Origin of the sequence: Streptomyces megasporus (assembly GCF_000718985.1) — a bacterium.
GTDB classification, from domain to species: Bacteria; Actinomycetota; Actinomycetes; order Streptomycetales; family Streptomycetaceae; genus Streptomyces; species Streptomyces megasporus.
The window spans coordinates 68,162-86,059 of sequence record NZ_JODL01000030.1; the positions used below are offsets into that span (position 1 = coordinate 68,162).

The 17,898-nt window shown below is 72.8% G+C and carries 10 protein-coding genes; 2 read left to right on the top strand and 8 right to left on the bottom strand.

The window, feature by feature from the left end; translation table 11 throughout:
- Positions 1-11: 11 nt before the first annotated feature.
- The 3 genes from IF47_RS0122465 to ftsE form a co-directional block, all read right to left on the bottom strand.
- Positions 12-1,241, bottom strand: coding sequence for a S41 family peptidase (locus tag IF47_RS0122465; protein ID WP_078592037.1), 1,230 nt, complete (start codon positions 1,239-1,241; stop codon positions 12-14).
- A 131-nt stretch (positions 1,242-1,372) separates the two neighbouring features.
- The gene (ftsX, locus tag IF47_RS0122470; protein WP_031510743.1) at positions 1,373-2,290 is read right to left on the bottom strand and encodes a permease-like cell division protein FtsX; all 918 of its coding nucleotides are present in this window, start codon (positions 2,288-2,290) and stop codon (positions 1,373-1,375) included.
- Positions 2,291-2,299: 9 nt separating this feature from the next.
- On the bottom strand, positions 2,300-2,989 hold the full coding sequence (ftsE, locus tag IF47_RS0122475; RefSeq protein WP_031510745.1) for a cell division ATP-binding protein FtsE: 690 nt from the start codon (positions 2,987-2,989) through the stop codon (positions 2,300-2,302).
- A gap of 372 nt (positions 2,990-3,361) precedes the next feature.
- On the opposite strand from ftsE, the gene IF47_RS0122480 reads away from it, so the two are divergent.
- Positions 3,362-3,565 (top strand): hypothetical protein, encoded by a 204-nt coding sequence (locus tag IF47_RS0122480; RefSeq protein ID WP_031510746.1) that lies wholly within the window; start codon positions 3,362-3,364, stop codon positions 3,563-3,565.
- Positions 3,566-3,789: 224 nt separating this feature from the next.
- On the opposite strand, the gene IF47_RS0122485 is transcribed toward IF47_RS0122480, so the two are convergent.
- The 4 genes from IF47_RS0122485 to IF47_RS0122500 form a co-directional block, all read right to left on the bottom strand.
- Positions 3,790-4,470, bottom strand: a complete 681-nt coding sequence (locus IF47_RS0122485; RefSeq protein ID WP_031510747.1) for a hypothetical protein — start codon at positions 4,468-4,470, stop codon at positions 3,790-3,792.
- Positions 4,471-4,746: 276 nt separating this feature from the next.
- Positions 4,747-5,874 (bottom strand): peptide chain release factor 2, encoded by a 1,128-nt coding sequence (gene prfB, locus IF47_RS0122490; protein ID WP_031510749.1) that lies wholly within the window; start codon positions 5,872-5,874, stop codon positions 4,747-4,749.
- Between the two features lie 102 nt (positions 5,875-5,976).
- On the bottom strand, positions 5,977-7,245 hold the full coding sequence (locus IF47_RS0122495; protein ID WP_051718097.1) for a serine/threonine-protein kinase: 1,269 nt from the start codon (positions 7,243-7,245) through the stop codon (positions 5,977-5,979).
- A 145-nt stretch (positions 7,246-7,390) separates the two neighbouring features.
- Positions 7,391-9,136 (bottom strand): serine/threonine-protein kinase, encoded by a 1,746-nt coding sequence (locus tag IF47_RS0122500; RefSeq protein ID WP_078592038.1) that lies wholly within the window; start codon positions 9,134-9,136, stop codon positions 7,391-7,393.
- A gap of 433 nt (positions 9,137-9,569) precedes the next feature.
- On the opposite strand from IF47_RS0122500, the gene IF47_RS0122505 reads away from it, so the two are divergent.
- Positions 9,570-12,701: an FtsK/SpoIIIE domain-containing protein gene (locus IF47_RS0122505; protein ID WP_031510753.1), complete on the top strand. Its 3,132-nt coding sequence runs from the start codon at positions 9,570-9,572 to the stop codon at positions 12,699-12,701.
- 108 nt (positions 12,702-12,809) lie between these two features.
- Here IF47_RS0122505 and IF47_RS0122510 read toward each other — a convergent pair whose 3' ends face one another.
- Positions 12,810-17,831, bottom strand: coding sequence for an NAD-glutamate dehydrogenase (locus tag IF47_RS0122510; protein WP_031510754.1), 5,022 nt, complete (start codon positions 17,829-17,831; stop codon positions 12,810-12,812).
- Between the last annotated feature and the right edge of the window lie 67 nt (positions 17,832-17,898).

Here is a 17,898-nt window from a genome sequence, read left to right on the forward strand (position 1 = left end):
TCATTGTCCCACTACGACCGGGTGCCGAGGCCACTCAATACCGTGCGCGCCTCGTCCAGCGCGTTCTCGCCCGCGCGTACCTCCAGGTCGGGGGTGATGCCCTCCTCCTCGACCGTCCGGCCGGCGGGGGTGGTGTACTCGCCGACGGTCATCTCGGCCACCGATCCATCCGGTTGTCTCCGGGGCACCTGCACCGTCCCCTTGCCGAAGGTGCGGGTGCCGACCACGACCGCGCGGCCACGGTCCTGCAGGGCGCCGGTCAGCAGTTCGGCGGCGCTCATCGTGCCCCCGTCGACCAGCACCACCAGGGGCGATTCGGTGTTGCCGCCGGGATCGGCGTGGAGGACGTGCCGGGTGTCGCCGTCGCCGTAGGTGGCGACGAGGCCGCCGTCGAGGAAGGCGGAGGCGGCGTCGGTGGCCTCGGCGACCAGGCCGCCGGAGTTGCCTCGCAGGTCGAGCAGGATTCCCTCGTTCGGCGGAAGGCGGTCGGCCACGCGCCGCACCTCGTCGCCGGAGCCCTTGGTGAACGAGTCGATCCGGATGCGGGTGACGTCCTCGCCGAGGGAGGAGACGGTGACGGTCTCGACGCTCAGCCGGGCCCGTCTGAGCCTCTCGCTCCACGCACGGCCGTCGCGTTCGAGGCCGAGGACGACCTCGCTGCCGGGTGAGGAGCCCTCTCCGGGGGGACCGCCGCGCAGCAGGGCCACGATGTCGGTGACCGGACGGCCGGCGGTCTCGGCCCCGTCGACGGTCAGCAGCAGGTCTCCGGCACGGACGCCCGCCTCCTCGGCGGGACCGCCGGGCCGGACGCGGGCGACCTCGATCCGGCCGGCGTCCGTGCCGCGGACCGTCATGCCGACGCCCACGTACTCGCCGTTCAGGGCCCTGCGCAGTCCTTCGTACTCGCGGGCGGTGTACGCGGCGGACCAGCGGTCGCCGCTGCGGCTGACGAGTTCCTCGGCGTCGTGTGCGCCGCCCCCCTCGCCCTGCGGACCGTCCTCGTCGCCGTCCCGCGCGCGTGGGTCCCCACCGGACCCGAGGGGGCGGGGGCTCACGGGAGCGGCGTCACCGTGGGTCACGCCACCCCATGAATCGGTGACGGCTCCGGTGGCCAGGACGGTCACGAAGATCAGGGTCAGCCCGGCCCCGCGGAGGATGCGGTGTGGCCGGTGCTCGCCGTCCGCGGACCCGTTCACGGTCCGGGCGGAGCCACGTGGAGCGAACATCGACGGACCCGACATGCTGCGGAGTCTAGGACACGGACGGGCGTCGCACGGAAGGTCGCACGCCCGCTCGCCGCGTCCTTCGTCACATCCCGGATGTGCCGGGGGGCGCCCGAATCGCCCTCGGACGCCCCCGAATCGTGCTTCTGTCAGACCTTCAAATACTTACGGAGGGTGAAGAAGGCGGCCAGCGCGGGCATCAGCACGCCGACCACGAAGACCAGCGGGAGCACCTTGAACAGCGCGTCCCAGCCGATGAAGTTGATCAGCGGCATCTGCTCGGCCAGCGAGAGGCCGGCGTCGATCAGGAAGTAACGGCCGACCACCAGCAGCACCGTGGCCCCGACGGCGCCCAGCAGGCCCGCGAAGGCGGCCTCCGCGATGAACGGCATCTGGATGTAGAAGCTGGACGCGCCGACCAGCCGCATGATGCCCGTCTCCCGGCGTCGGCTGAACGCCGCCACCCGCACGGTGTTGACGATCAGCAGCAGGGCGACGACCAGCATCAGGCCCATCAGCCCCAGAGCCGCCCAGTTCATGCCGTTGAGCATCCGGAAGAGGTTCTCCAGGAGGTTCCTCTGGTCCTGGACCTCGTAGACGCCCTCACGGCCGGAGAAGGCGGTGCTGATGACCTCGAACTTGGTCGGGTCCTTCAGCTTGACGCGGTAGGACTCCTGCATCTGATCCGGGGTCAGCGAATCGGCGAGCGGGGAGTCCTTGAACTGTTCCTGGTAGTGCTTGTACGCCTCTTCGGCGGTCTCGTGGTAGACCTTCTCGACGATGCCGAGCTTCTCGAGGTCCGCTTTGATCTGACGTTTCTGCTGCGCGCTGACCGCTCCCTTGGTGCAGTTGGAGCCGGTCTCGGCGTCGTTCTCGTTGCAGAGGTAGATCGACACCTGGACCTTGTCGTACCAGTACCCCTTCATGCTGTTGACCTGCTCACGGGCGAGCAGCGCACCGCCGAGCAGGGCCAGCGAGAGGGCGACGGAGACGATCACCGCGAAGGTCATCGTGAGGTTGCGGCGGAGACCGACGCCGATCTCCGACAGGACGAACTGGGCGCGCATGGCGTCCTTTCAGTGCTGGTAGCCGTAGACACCGCGCGACTGGTCGCGCACGAGACGGCCCTTCTCTAGTTCGATCACGCGCTTGCGCATCTGGTCGACGATCTGCTGGTCGTGGGTGGCCATGACCACGGTCGCCCCGGTGCGGTTGATCCGGTCCAGCAACTTCATGATGCCGACGGAGGTCTGCGGGTCGAGGTTGCCGGTCGGCTCGTCGGCGATGAGCAGCTTCGGCTTGTTGACGAACGCGCGGGCGATGGCGACGCGCTGCTGCTCACCACCGGACAGCTCGCCGGGCATGCGGTCCTCCTTGCCCGCCAAGCCGACCAGATCGAGCACCTGGGGAACGGACTTGCGGATGTCGCCGCGTGATCTGCCGATCACCTCCAGGGCGAAGGCCACGTTCTCCCCGACGGTCTTGTTGGGGAGCAGGCGGAAGTCCTGGAAGACCGTGCCGATCTGGCGGCGCATGTGCGGCACTTTCCAGTTGGACAGGCGGGCGAGGTCCTTGCCGAGGACGTGCACCTGCCCGTGGCTGGCGCGCTCTTCCCGGAGGATCAGCCGCAGGAAGGTGGACTTGCCCGAGCCGGATGAGCCCACCAGGAAGACGAACTCGCCGCGCTCCACTTCCAGCGATACGTCGCGGAGGGCGGGGCGGTTCTGCTTGGGGTAGAACTTCGAGACGTTGTCGAATCGGATCACGGATTTACACCACGTCGACCTGGGTAGGGGCAGCGGGAGCCGCGGAGTGGTCCCCCGTCGGTGTGGTGACACTACGCGATGCGGGGCGAGGGCCGCAGTCGGCGTCCGATGTTGGTGGTTCCACTCACGAGAACATCGGGCACAATCCAGGCATTGCCCGCCACCCTCTGCGCTCCGGGCCCGTCCCTGGCACAGTGGAGGCTGTGGAAGCATTCCTTCCGGGACGTCCGGAAGCGGCCTCGGAGACGGACCGGGAAACGGGCCGGAAAACGCTCCGGCGGGACAAGCCGGGAACGATCCGGGGAACGATTCGGGAACTTCGGGAACAGAGCGCCGCCCGGCGGCGTTGGCGCTACATAAGGAGGACATCGCATGACGTGCGACCGACTGGTGTGCGCCAACTGCGCAGGGCCGGTGAGCGAGGGTCGTTGCAGGGTGTGCCGAGCACACCGTGAGCAGATCCACCAGGAGAACGGACTGTTCTCGCTGCTGGGCTCCCTCTCTCCGGCGGCGCTGGCCGCCTTGCTGCTCACCCTGATCGCGGTGGCTCTGCTGGCGCGCCAGGCGGCGGCGTAGGCGCCGCGAGCGGCCGGTACGGGCCCTGAGCCCGTCGCCTCGTTCGTTCCCCGCCGACGGACGCCACACCACGACGACAGACGACGACAGGAACACCACCAACGGCCACGAGGGCCCGGGACTCGCGCGCGTCCCGGGCCCTCGTTCGGCTTCTCGACGTTCTCTCGCCGTGTTCTCTCACCGTTCCGTCACCGGCTGTGACGGAACGCGTGCCGTGGGGTCGCTCAGGCGACCGTACGGCGGTTGGCCATGCGCGGCATCAGCCGGAAGGCGACACCGCCCGCGATCATCGTCGCGGCACCGAGCAGGAGGAAGGTCGTCTCGGCGGCACCGGTCTCGGCCAGCTCCTCCTTCGGCTTCTCCTGGCTGATCGGCTTGGTGCCGGCGGCGTCGGTGTCCGGGCCGCCGCAGTTCACGGAGTCCTCGTCCAGCACGCAGGTGCCGGGGTCGTCCTCGTCGGTGTCGTCACCCGGCGTGGTGGGCTTCGGCCCCGGCTTGGTGGGGTCCGGCCCCGGCTTGGTGGGCTCGGGCTCCGGGTCGGTGGGCTCCGGCTCCGGACCCGGGTCCGTCGGCTCGGGCTCGGTGGGCTCCGGCTCCGGGCCCGGGGTCGTCGGCTCGGGCTCGGGGTCGGTCCCGCCCTGCTGGCCCTCGGTCAGACCTCGAACGATGCCCTCGATGGCGTTGCCGTCGGTGGTGCCCTCGGAGGCGCCGTCGGTGGAACCGTCAGTGGTGCCCTCGGAGGCGCCGTCGGTGGAACCGTCGGTGGAGCCCTCGTCGGTGTTCAGGATGGTGACGCTCGGCGCGACCGCCGAGGCAGCGCCGGCCGCGGTCAGCGAAGCGCCCGCGGCGAACACCGCCGCCGCGGCGATCCGCGCGACACGCAACCGCGTCGTGGACTGTGTCATATGCCAACTACCCCCAGTAGTGGTCATCGTCAATGGGGCAGCCGTGCGGAGCTTCCTGCGTGCCGGGGTGTCATGCGCCGAGCCGGCGATCGTCGATCCGGGCTCTGCCCGCCCCCGTGTCTACGCGCCCCGAACACGCGCGTGCCAGCTTGAATGCTTTCCCAGTTGTCACGCCGACGTCAAGCCGGACCAGACCGAAATGTCCGTGCTGTGGGGGCAGTTGAGGTCTCTTCGGACCAGGTTGTGACCGAACCGACACAATGGGACGGTCGTGGATCAGCCGACGTTCTGCTTCTCTTCCTGCTCCTGCCGCTTGCGCCAGCGAATCCCGGCCTCCAGGAAGCCGTCGATGTCGCCGTCGAGGACGGACTGGGGGTTGCCGACCTCGTACTCGGTGCGCAGGTCCTTGACCATCTGGTACGGCTGGAGGACGTAGGAACGCATCTGGTTGCCCCAGGAGTTGCCGCCGTCGCCCTTGAGGGCGTCCATCTTGGCCTGCTCCTCCGCCCGGCGGTGCGCCAGGAGTCGGGCCTGGAGGACGCGCATGGCCGCGGCGCGGTTCTGGATCTGGGACTTCTCGTTCTGGCAGGAGACGACGATGCCGGTCGGCAGGTGCGTCATCCGGACCGCGGAGTCGGTGGTGTTCACCGACTGGCCGCCGGGGCCGGAGGAGCGGAAGACGTCGACGCGGATCTCGTTCTCCGGGATCTCGATGTGGTCGGTCTGCTCCACGACCGGCAGCACCTCGACGCCCGCGAAGGACGTCTGACGGCGGCCCTGGTTGTCGAAGGGCGAGATGCGCACCATGCGGTGGGTGCCCTGCTCGACGGAGAGGGTGCCGTAGGCGTACGGGGCCTTGATGGCGAAGGTGGCGGACTTGATGCCCGCCTCCTCGGCGTAGGAGGTGTCCAGGACCTCCGTCGGGTAGCCCTTGCGCTCGGCCCACCGCAGGTACATCCGCATGAGCTGCTCGGCGAAGTCGGCGGCGTCCACGCCACCCGCCTCGGCGCGGATGTTGATCATGGCCTCGCGGGAGTCGTACTCGCCGGAGAGGAGGGTGCGGACCTCGAGTTCGTCCACGGCCTTCCGGACCGCCTCCAGCTCGGCCTCGGCCTCGGCCCGGGTGTCGGCGTCGTCCTCGGCCTCGGCCAGTTCGAACAGCACCTCCAGGTCGTCGATCCGGCCGTGCAGCTCCTCCACCTTGCGGAGGTGCCCCTGGAGGAAGGAGAGCCTGCTGGTGACCTGCTGGGCGTTCTCGGGGTCGTCCCAGAGGGAGGGGGCCGCCGCCTGCTCTTCGAGCGCGGCGATGTCGGCCTTCATCTTGTCGAGGTCCAGGACGGCCTCGATCGACTCCATGGTCGAGGTGAGGGACTTCAGTGTTTCGGATACGTCGACGACTGCCACGCATCCAGACTAACGGCTGGAAGGAGCGTTGCTTCCGTATCGGCGCCCGCCGCCCGCCCGGCCGGTGGCCGGGCGGATGCCCCGTGGGGGCATCCGCCCTGGTCAGGGCTGTTCCGGCTGGTCGTCGAAGCGATCGCGCTCCGTTGGAGAGGGAATCGCGGGGCCGCCCTCCTCGCCGCCGTCGCCCAGGGCCAGCCAGCCGCCCACCCCCAGCGCCGCGGCGACGGCCGTGGCCGTGACGCCCAGCCTGATCCGACGGCGCCGCTCGGCGGCCCGGTGCCGCGCGGAACCGGCGCGCGGGGTGCCCGGAGCGCGGGGCGTGCGAGCGGTGCCGTGGGCGCCGCCCGCCAGCTCGTCCGCGCCGGGGACGCGCATGCTGGTGTGGGTGTCGCGGGTGGAGTCGGGCACCGAGCCGTGCACGAGCGGGACGGCTCCGCGCGCGGGGACGTCGTACGGCTCGGCGTCGTACCGGGCGCTCTCGTAGGCGCCGTACCCCTCGTACGACTCCGGCTCGGGCTCCGGCTCGTCGATGTCGAGCGGCGGCAGACCGGCCAGCACCGGGAGCTGTTCCCGCAGCCGCGCGGCCAGCTCCGAGGCGCGCAGCCGGGAGGCGGGGGCCTTCGCCAGGCACTGGTGGACGATCCGCCACAGCTCGTCCGGGATGCCCGGCAGCGGGGCGACGCGCTCGGTGACGTGCCGGCGCAGGACGGCGCCGGGGTGGCCGCCGCCGAAGGGCGTGAACCCGGCCAGCAGTTCGTAGAGGACGGTGGCCAGGGCGTAGACGTCGACGGAGGCGCGCGGCGGCAGACCCTCGACGATCTCGGGGGCCACGTAGTCGGGGGTGCCGACCACCCGGCTGCCGTTGCCGCGGCTGGGCGCGTCGATCAGCTTGGCGACGCCGAAGTCGGTGAGCAGCGCGGGCGGCGCGCCGCCGGGCCCGGCCGGGCCGTGGACGTCCAGCAGGACGTTCTCGGGTTTGACGTCGCGGTGCACGATCCCCGCCGCGTGGGCGGCGGCCAGCGCGTCGGCGACGTCGGCGGCGATGGCGACCGCCACCTGTGGCGCGAGGCGGCGCTCGCGCTCCAGTCGGGTGCGCAGGTCCGTGCCGCGCACGAGGTCCATGACGAGGGCGAGGTCGTTGCCGTCCACCACCAGGTCGCGCACACCGACGACGCGCGGATGGTGCAGGCCGAGCAGCGCGGTGCGCTCCTGCACGAAGCGGCCCACCAACTCCTGGTCCGCGGCCAGGTCCTCGCGCAGCAGCTTGATGGCGACGGGGCCCTGCGGCCCCTCGCCCAGCCACACCGTGCCGGCGCTGCCGCGACCCAGGATCTGGTGAGCGGTGTACCGACTGCCGATCTTCCGTGACATGGCGACAAAGCTACGCGGCGCGAGGGGTGTCGCGCCCCTCGGATGGCGTCAACCACCGTCTCGGGGAAGGAAATCCACCCGCGAAAGTCGACAAACCTCCTCCGCGGCCCGGTCGGTGCCCCCGTCGTCCCGCCGTCGGTCGGTCTCAGCCGTTGTTCGCCGGAAGCTCCGGGAGGTTGTCCCGGACGTCCTGGATGTCGTTCTGGACGTCCTTGACGTTGTCGGCGGCCTCCTGGCCGGCGCCCACGAGTTCCTCCAGCCACGTCCAGGCGTCGCCGAACCAGTTCTTGGTGTCCTCCCAGAACTGCCTGCCCTGGTCCCACCACTCGGGCAGCGGCGTGAAGTTCCACACCAGGACGCAGATCAGCACGATGATCAACACCATGAACAGGCACCCCTTGAGGCAGCCGAGCCCCGGGATGCGCATGGGGTTGGCGCTGCGCTGCCGCGGTTCCCGGGGAGCGCGTCGGGGCGTGGGCGGCCGGGGCTCGTGCCTTTGCGGCTGCGGCTCGGGCCGTCTCGCCGGCGTGGGCGGCGCGTACGGCTGCGGCTGCGGTCGGGGGTGCCGTGGGGGCTGCTGAAGTTGCCGGGGCTGTTGAGGTTGCTGAGGCTGCGGAGCGGGGCGGCGCTGGGGACGGCGGCGCAGCGGGTCCGACTCCGGGTCGAGCGGCTGGAGCTGGGTCTGCTCGTTGCGGTCCCGGGCGGCGCGGAGCTGAGTCTGCCAGGGGTGGGGGTCCTCCGGTCGGGGACCGCCGTCCTGTCCGGGCGGGCCGCCCGGCATGGGCGGCATGACGCGGGTGGCGTCGGCGTCCGCGCCGCCCTGACTCCCGCCCTGCCCGAGGCCCTGTCCCGGACCGCCCGTCTGCGGCAGGACGCTGGTGGCGGCGTTGGGGTCGTAGGCAGGGCCGTCCCCGGCGGCGCCCGAGGTCGGCAGCACCTGGGTGGGGTCCGAGGCGCCGGCCGGGGTGGGCGACGGGTCCGGGCCCAGCAACGCGGCGACGCCCATCGCCGCCTCGGCCTGCGCGGGTGTGGCGTGCACCCCGATGCCCGCGGCGACCGTCCGCAGGGCGCGGGCGAGGCTCTCCGCGTCGGGGCGCTCGTCGGGGTTCTTGCGCAGACAGCGCTCGATGACGGTCCACAGCGGCAGGGGCACGTTGCCCGGGCGCTGCGGCTCCTCGGTCACGTGCCGCTGGATGACCTCCAGGGAGGTGCCGCCGCCGAACGGCGGCCGGCCGGTGACCAGCTCGTACAGCAGGATGCCCGCGCCGTAGACGTCCACGGCGGAGGTCTGCGGCCGTCCCTCGGCTGACTCGGGCGCGACGTACGCCGGGGTGCCCACGAACTCGTGGGTGCGGGTCAGGCCCGGCGAGTCGGCGAGGCGGGCGATGCCGAAGTCGGTGAGCATCGGCCGCAGGCCGGCGGGGTCGTCCTCGGAACCGGCGAGCAGCACGTTGGCCGGTTTCAGGTCCCGGTGGACGATGCCGTCGGCGTGGCCGGCGGCCAGCGCGTCGGCGATCTGCGCGGTCAGCAGCGCGGCGGCGACCGGCGAGAGGGGGCCGTTGTCGTGCAGGTAGCGGTGGAGATCCGGACCGTCGATCAGGTCCATGACGAGGGCGAGGAGGTCGCCCTCGACCACCAGGTCGCGGGTACGGACGATGTTGGGGTGGGTGAGGCGGAGCAGGACGGAGCGCTCCCGCAGGAAGCGCATCACCACGTCCGGATCGTGTGCCAACTCCTCCTTGAGCACCTTGATCGCGACCATTTCGCCGGGGTGCCCGGCCACGGCCGCCTCGGCGCCCGCCGCTTCCCTCTGACGCGCGCGCCAGACGGTGCCCGTCGCGCCGCGTCCGAGCGGCTCCTCGAGCAGGTACTTGCTGCCTACCGGCCGCACGTCATGCGCTCCCTGATCGTGATCGGTACTGCCGGGGCGGCCTCGGTCGGCGCCCCGTCGGCCCACTGTAATGCCGCGGGGAGGAAGGGCCTACGGGCCAGGACACACCGGACGGGGTCGATCCGTCCGGCGCCGGTCCCGCCCGCTCCCCGTTCTCCCCGGCTTCCACCGTGTTCCGGTGTGTCCCCTCCCGTCCCGGCCCGCCTGCCGTATCGGACGCGCCGCGCCGGCGGACGGTTGCCGTGGGGTGCCGGCCCGAGCCCCTTCGGCGGTGTTCCACATCGGAGCGAAACGCACGGTGGACGGGCAATTACCGGCCACATTTGCACGCGGAGCGGACCAATCAAGATCATTCGCCGGAGGACCGCGGGCGCGGTGACAGCGGACGGTGCGAGGATGCACCCAGCATCACGGGACTGAAGGGGCCGATGTCATGCAGATCCGGCTGACCGTCCTCGGACCGCGTGGCGGTTCCGCGGAACAGACCGCGAGCGGGTGCGACGTACTGGTGACCGCCCCTCCCGGTACCACCCTCTCCGCCGTGACCGGCGCTCTCGCCGCTGCCGCCGCCTCGGCGGGCGTCGCCCCCGCCGCCGGATCCGGGGACGCGGTGCCGGTGTTCGCCGGAACCCAGCGACTGGACCCGACGCGCCAGATACTCGGTGTGCCGCCGTTGGTGGACGGCGCGGTGGTGTCCCTGTACGGACCGAGCGCCCCCTGGGGCCACGGCCCGGCGCCCGGCGGCGCCCTCGCCCGGCTGCACGTGGTCGCCGGACCGGACGCGGGCGGCGTCCACCTGCTGCGGGGCGGGCAGGTGCGCGTCGGCCGCTCCGCCGACGCCGACGTGCCGCTGGACGACCCGGACGTCTCCCGGCTGCACTGCATGGTCACCGTGGCCGACACGGGCGCGGTGACCGTCGCCGACCTGGCCTCCACCAACGGCACCACGGTGGACGGCGTCGCCGTCCACGACCGTCCGGTCCCCCTGCCGCCGGGGGCGACGCTGCGGCTGGGCGAGTCCGCCGTGCGGCTGCGGGCCGAGCCCGGTGCGGCCGGCATACCCGGCGCCCCGTCCGCCCTGCCCACCGTTCCGGACGGCGAGGGCCGGCTGCGGATCGTTCCGAGCACCGCCACCACGGGCGGGACGGGCACCGCCTTCCTGCGCCCCGCCCCGACTCCGGCGCCCACCGCCGAGACGGTCACCGGACTGGGCCGCGCGACGCTGCCGGCCGCGCCGCGCGGCACAACCACCCCGTACGTGCCCGGCCCCGGCGGGACGCCCGAGGCGCTCGACCACGGGCGTGCCGGCCACCATCCCTTCCCGGACGGCGGCGGCACCCACGGCGCCGGGTTCGTCCGCCCGCGCGGCGGCGCCGGGGGCGACCGTCGCGGACGCGGCGGTCTGGGCGCCTGGACGAGGTGGCTCACCGGGGGCCGGACGGAGCAGGACGACCCGGCGGGAGTCCCGGGGGCGGGCCGGACGACGGATCCGTCGTCCGCCGTGCCGCCGCCGGACGACGAGCGGTGGCCCGACCCGTCGGAGATCCTGCTCACCGCGCTCGGGCCGGGTCCCCGGCTGTGGGAGCGCGGCCCCGGCCACCCCGACGCGCTGACCGTCCGGATCGGCACCGTCCGCGGCGCCGGCGGGGGCGTCGCCCCGGTCACCGTCGACCTGCGGGAGAGCGGTTCGCTGGGGCTGGCCGGCCCCCGGAACCGGCTGCTGCCGCCGGCGCGTTCGGTGCTCGCCCAACTCGCCGCGCTGCACGGACCGGGCGCCCTGGAGATCGTGCTGCTGGCCACCGACCGGGCGCCCGGCGACGGGATCCGCGGGGAGTGGTCCTGGCTCGGCTGGCTGCCGCACCTGCGCCCGACGCGCGGCCAGGACTGCCGCCTGCTCCTGGCGTACGACCACGAACAGGCCGCCGCCCGCGTCGAGGAGCTGCTCCGGCGGCTGGACGGGCGGGGCGCGGAGTCGGGCCCGCCGACGGTGGTCGTGGTCGACGGCGACCCGGGCTCGGCCGAACTGCGCGAGGCCGTGGAGCGGCTGGCGGCGCGCGGACCGGCGGCCGGCATCCACCTGCTGTGTCTGGCCGAGGCCCCGGCCGCCACTCCCGCCTCCCCGCTCGCCGTCACCCTGGACGCCGCGGCGACCGCCTCCCCCGCCTTCCGCGTCTGCGGCACCGTCGGCCTGCTCAGCGGGGCCGTGGCCACGGCGATCCGGGTGGTCCGCCGTGGCACGGACCCGGCGAACGCCCCCATAGCGACCGTCGACGGGGTGTCGGACGCCTGGGCCGAGCGCTTCGCGCGGGCTCTGGCGCCGCTGTGCGAGGCGGACGGGGAGCGCGGCCCGTCCTCGTCCCGCCCGGCGCCGCTGCCCACCAGCTCCCGCCTCCTGGAGGAGTTGGGCCTGGCCCGGGCCACGCCCGCGGCGCTGCTCGCCCGCTGGACCGAGCCGGGGGGCCCGACCGGTCCCGACGAGTTCGGCGGCGCGCGGGCCGGCGCGGTCCTCGGCGCCGGCCCGCACGGCCCGGTGACCGCCGATCTCGTGACCGCCGCCGGTCCCGTGCTGATCAGCGGCGCGTCCGGCTCCGGCAAGACGGAGCTGCTGCGGTCGCTGGCCGCCTCGCTGGCCGCCGGGGAGCGGCCCGACCGGCTCTCCCTGGTCCTCGTGGACGGCGACGGCGACGGCCTGCGGGTCTGCGGCGACCTGCCGCACGCCGCGACGTACCTGGCCGCCGGAGACCCGGTGCGGATGCGGGAGTTCGCCCAGGCCCTCAGCGGCGAGCTGAAGCGCCGCGCGGAACTGCTCGACGACCGCGCCCGGGGGACGGCCCGGGGGACGTACCCGGCCCACGAGGCGTACCCGGCGCGGGAGTACCCGGCACGGGAGGCACGGCGGGACACCGTCGCCCGGGTCGTCCCGCAGCGGCAGGCCGGCGACGGCGTCGACACGTTCCCGGCCGCGGCTCCGCGTCCCGACGCCGGCCCCGGCGCCCCCGGCGCCCTCAAGCTCCGGGCGCGCGGTCGGGCGCCGGCGGCGCCCGCCGTGCCCGACCCGCTGCCGCGGCTGGTGGTCCTCGTCGACGACTTCGACATACTGGTCGATCCCGCCCTGGGCAACCCCGGGCGTCCCGCGGCCGGTTCCGTGGTCCGGGCGCTGGAGGCCGTGGCCCGGGGCGGCGCCCGGCTGGGGATGCACCTGGTGGTCGCGACCGGACGCCCGGACCGCACCGCGCGGACCGTGGCCGACGGAGGGGCGGCCATGCGGATCTCCCTGGGCTCCGACGACCCCGACGCGGGCCCGCTGCCCGGACGCGGGAAGCTGCACCGGCCGGACGGCTCGTCCACCGCCTTCCAGGCGGGTCGGGTCACGGGCCGCATACCGCGGACCGCGACGCTGCGGCCCACGGTGGTGCCCCTGGACTGGGCCCGGGCCGGTGATCCGCCCACCCGCAGGCCGGTCCGCGAACTCGGCAACGGCCCCACCGACCTGGCCCTGCTGGCCAGCGCGATCGAGCGGGCGGCGCGCGAGGCCGGGGCTCCCGCCGCCCCGTCCCTCCTCTGAGCCCCCGTCCCTCTTCTGATCCCCACCGCGCCCGGGTGGGCCGGAAACGGTGAAGGGGGCGGCCGGTCGGCCGCCCCCTTCACCGTTCGCGTGCCTCGGCGGTGTGCCTCAGCGGTTGCTGCGCAGCAGCGTGCGCATGGTGCGCATGGCCACCGAGAGGTTCGCCAGGTCGAACGTCTCGGACCTGCGGATCTCCTCCAGCGTGGCGCGGGCCCGGCCCAGGACGGCGGCGTTCCTCTCCTCCCACGCCTTGAAGCGCTGCTCGGGCGTGGCGCCGCCGTCCCCGGCCGCCAGCACGTCGGCCGTGAGGAGCTGGTGGGCGGCGTAGAGGTCCTCGCGGATCGACGCGCGGGCCATGGACTGCCAACGGTCGGCCCGCGGCAGCTCGCTCACCCGGTCCTGGAGCTCGGTGATGCCCAGCCGGTCGGCGAGGTCGTAGAACACCTCGGCGACGTCCAGCAGCTCGCGGCCCGTGCGGTCGGCGACGGCCACCACGTCCAGGGCCGGGAAGGCCGAGGAGAAGCCCGCCACCCGCAGCGCCAGGTCACCGGGGACCCCGGCGTCGGTCAGCTCGTCGTTCACGCTCTGGAACCACTCCAGGTCGGTGCCCTTGAGCAGCTTGGGCAGCTCGGACCAGACCACCTCCACCCGGTCCCGGAAGACCTCGACGGTCTCGGCGATCCGCAGCGGCTGCGGCCGGTTGTTCAGCAGCCAGCGGGTGCCACGCTCGACCAGGCGCCGCGCGTGCAGCCGGACACGGGTCTGGACGTCGGCGGCGACGCTGTTGTCCAACGCCTCCACCTCGTCCCAGACGCGGGCCAGGCCGAAGATCTCGCGGGCCGCGACGTGCGCCCGGACGATCTCCTCCGCCGACGCCCCGGACTCCTCCTTCATCCGGTGCACCATGGTCGAACCACCGGTGTTGACCGTGTCGTTGACCAGGACGGTCGTGATGATCTCCCGGCGCAGCGCGTGGTCCTCCACCCGCTTGGGGAAGCGCTCGCGCAGCGCGGTCGGGAAGTACACGTGCGCCAACCGCTGGAGGTACGGGTCGTCCGGCAGGTCGGTGTCCGCCAACTCCTCGGAGAGGGCGATCTTGGCGTACGCGAGCAGGACGGCCAGCTCGGGCTGGGTGAGGCCGCGGCCGTGCGTCAGTCGATCGCGGACCTGCCGGTCCGTGGGCAGGAACTCCAGCTCCCGGTTCAGCCTGCCCGCGCGTTCCAGGGTCCGCATGAACCGCTGGTGGGCGTTGAGGAGGCCGGACGCCTGCGCCATCCCGTTGGCCAGCGCGACGTTCTGCGCGTAGTTGGTGCGCAGCACCAGCTCGGCGACCTCGTCGGTCATCTCGGCGAGCAGGGCGTTGCGCTGCTTGACCGCCAGATCACCGTCGGCGACGACCGAGTTGAGCAGGATCTTGATGTTCACCTCCAGGTCGGAGGAGTTCACGCCCGCGCTGTTGTCGATGGCGTCGGTGTTGATCCGTCCGCCCTTCATCGCGAACTCGATCCGGCCCAGTTGGGTGAAGCCCAGGTTGCCGCCCTCGCCGACGACCCTGGCCCGCAGGTCCCGGCCGTCCACGCGGATCGCGTCGTTGCCCTTGTCGCCGACATCGGCGTGCGTCTCGGTGGACGCCTTCACATACGTGCCGATGCCCCCGTTCCACAGCAGGTCCACCGGTGCCCTCAGGACCGCCTTCATCAGCTCGGCCGGGGTCATCTTGGTGACGCCGTCCTCGATGCCCAGCGCCTCGCGCACCTGCGCGTTGATCGGGATGGACTTGGCGGTGCGGGGGTGGACGCCGCCGCCGGGCGACAGCAGCGAGGTGTCGTAGTCGGCCCAGGACGAGCGCGGCAGCTCGAACAGCCGGCGGCGCTCGGCGTAGGAGACGGCCGGGTCCGGGTTCGGGTCGATGAAGATGTGCCGGTGGTCGAAGGCGGCCACCAGCCTGATGTGCTCGCTGAGCAGCATGCCGTTGCCGAAGACGTCACCGGACATGTCGCCGATGCCGACGGCCGTGAAGTCCTGGGTCTGGGTGTCGTGGCCCAGTTCGCGGAAGTGCCGCTTGACCGACTCCCAGGCGCCGCGGGCGGTGATGCCCATGCCCTTGTGGTCGTAGCCGGCCGAACCGCCGGAGGCGAACGCGTCGCCCAGCCAGAAGCCGTAGGTGGTGGCGACCTCGTTGGCGATGTCGGAGAAGGCCGCGGTGCCCTTGTCGGCCGCGACGACCAGGTAGGTGTCGTCCCCGTCGTGCCGCACCACGTCCTTGGGCGGCACGACCTGACCGCCCACGAGGTTGTCGGTGATGTCGAGCATGCCGGAGATGAAGGTCTTGTAGCAGGCGATGCCCTCGGCCAGCCAGGCGTCGCGGTCCACCGAGGGGTTGGGCAGCCGCTTGCCGACGAAGCCGCCCTTGGCGCCCACCGGCACGATCACCGTGTTCTTGACCTCCTGGGCCTTCACCAGGCCGAGGATCTCGGTGCGGAAGTCCTCGCGCCGGTCGGACCAGCGCAGGCCTCCGCGGGCGACCTTGCCGAACCGCAGGTGCACGCCCTCCACGCGCGGCGAGTACACCCAGATCTCGTACGCCGGGCGGGGCTCGGGCAGGTCCGGGATGGCCTGCGGGTCGAACTTCATCGACACGTAGGCGTGCGGCCTCCCCGACTCGTCGCGGGACTGGAAGTAGTTCGTGCGCAGGGTGGCCTTGATCAGGGTGAGGAACGAGCGCAGGATGCGGTCCTCGTCCAGCGAGGCGACCTGGTCCAGCGCCCCGTCCAGCTCCTCCAGCAGGCCGTCGGTCAGTTCGTGGCCCGCGTCCGCGCGCTCCGGGGAGAACCGGGCCTCGAAGAGGTTGACCAGCAGCCGGGTGGTGTGGACGTTGCGACGGAGGGTGTCCTCCATGTAGTCCTGGCTGAACGGCGAGCCGGCCTGCCGCAGGTACTTGGCGTAGGCGCGCAGCATCATCGCCTGACGCCACGTCAGTCCGGTGGAGAGCACCAGCGCGTTGAAGCCGTCGCTCTCGGCTTCGCCGCGCCAGACGGCGGCGAAGGCCTCCTGGAAGCGTTCACGGGCGTCGCCGTCCAGGTTCTGATCCTGCTCGACGGGCACGCGCAGCCCGAAGTCGTAGATCCACGCCCGGGAGCGGTCGGCGCAGCGCAGCTCGTAGGGGCGCTCGTCGACGACCTCGACGCCCAGTGCCTGGAGGACCGGCAGCACCGTGGAGAGCGAGACCGGCTCACCGGTGCGGTAGATCTTGAAGCGGCGTTCCCCGGGGCCCGCCCCGACCGGCTCGTACAGGCTGAGCGCGAAGTCGTCGGCGTCCTCCCCGCTCTCCAGTCCTTCGAGGTGCTGGAGGTCGGCGACCGCCGCGCGGGGCGGGAAATCGGCCTTGTAGGCCTCGGGGAAGGCGTCGGCGTAGCGGTGCGCCAGCCGGGACGCCTGTTCCTCGCCCACCTCGGCGACCAGTGCGTCGGAGAAGCCGTCGTCCCAGGAGCGGGCGGCCTCGGCGAGCCGGGCCTCGATGCGCTCGACGTCGGCGTCGGTCGGCTCGACCAGCTCCGTGCCCTGCGGGACGCGGATGACGAAGTGCAGCCGGGCCAGGACCGATTCGGTGTTCCAGGCGGTGAAGTCGACGTTGGTGCCGCCCAGTTCCTCGGTGAGGATGTCGATCAGCCGCATCCGCACGGCGGTGGTGTAGCGGTCGCGCGGCAGGTAGACCAGCGCGGAGTAGTACCGGCCGTACTCGTCCTGGCGCAGGTAGAGGCGGAGCTTGCGGCGCTCCTGGAGGTACAGGACGGAGGTGACGATGCCGCGGAGTTCGTCGGCCGGGATCTGGAAGAGCTCGTCGCGCGGGTACGTCTCCAGGATCTGGAGCAGGTCGCGACCGCCGTGGCTGTCGGGGGTGAAGCCCGAGGAGGCGATGACCTCCTCGACCTTGCGGCGGATCACGGGCACGCGGCGCACCGACTCGGTGTAGGCGGTCGACGAGAACAGGCCGAGGAAGCGGCGCTCGCCCACCACGTTGCCCGCCTCGTCGAACTTCTTCACCCCGATGTAGTCCAGGTACGAGGGGCGGTGCACGGTGGCGCGGCTGTTGGCCTTGGTGAGCACCAGCAGGCGGGGCTCGCGGGCCTTGGCGCGGACGCCCGCGGTGAGCCGGTTGAAGGCGGGGGAACCGCCGTGCGCGCGGCGCTCCCCGTCCTCGCCGCCGGCCTCCCCGTCGCCCCCTTCGACGTCGCCGCTCTGGCGCGGGTCGGAGCGCAGGATGCCCAGGCCGGTGCCGGGGACGGCGTTGAGCAGCAGCTCCTCGGTGCCGTCGACGGTCTCCGAGGACAGCTCGTACTCGCGGTAGCCGAGGAAGGTGAAGTGGTCGTCGGCGAGCCAGCGCAGCAGCTCGCGGGCCTCCTCGATCTCCTTGTCGGACACGGCGTCGGCGATCGGCTCGTCGGGCAGCCCGTCGGCGATCCGCAGGGCGGCGGCGCGCATCTTCTGCCAGTCCTCGACCGCCTCGCGGACGTCGGACAGCACGCGCCGCAGGGCGTCGGTGATCCGCCGCAGGGCGTCGTGGTCGGTCTCCCGGTCGATCTCGACGTGGATCCACGATTCGACGACCGCGTCGTGCGGGAGGCCGTGCGTCTCGGAGGCGGCGGCCCTGTCCGAGAGCTGCGGGTCGGGGTTGGCGTCCGGCAGCACCTCCAGCAGTCTGCCGGTGACGTCGCGGCGGACGACCACCTGGGGGTGGACCACCAGGTGGATGCCGCAGCCCTGCCGGGTGAGCTCGTTGGTGACCGAGTTCACCAGGAAGGGCATGTCGTCGGTGACGACCTCGACGACGGAGTGGGTGCAGGTCCAGCCGTTCTCCTCGACCGACGGCGTGTGGACGCGGACCTTGGCGGTGCCCTGGGGCCGCTCCTGGGCCAGTCGGTGGTGGGAGACCGCGGCCCCGTAGACGTCGACCGGGTCGCGGCCGACGAGGTCCTCGGGGGCGGTGTGCAGGTAGTAGCGCTGGAGATACGGGACGAGTGCCTCGGAGTCCAGGCCCAGGGCCGGTTGGCTCCCGGCCGGGCCGTGCTCGGCCACTCGCGCGGCTCGTTCGAGCAGCTCGGCCTTATCCTCGTCCAGCTTGGTCTGCATGTCGTCTGGCTCCTGTCGCGCGCCGTTGCGTGACGTCAAGGTGGTGGAGGCGTGACGCCGACACACA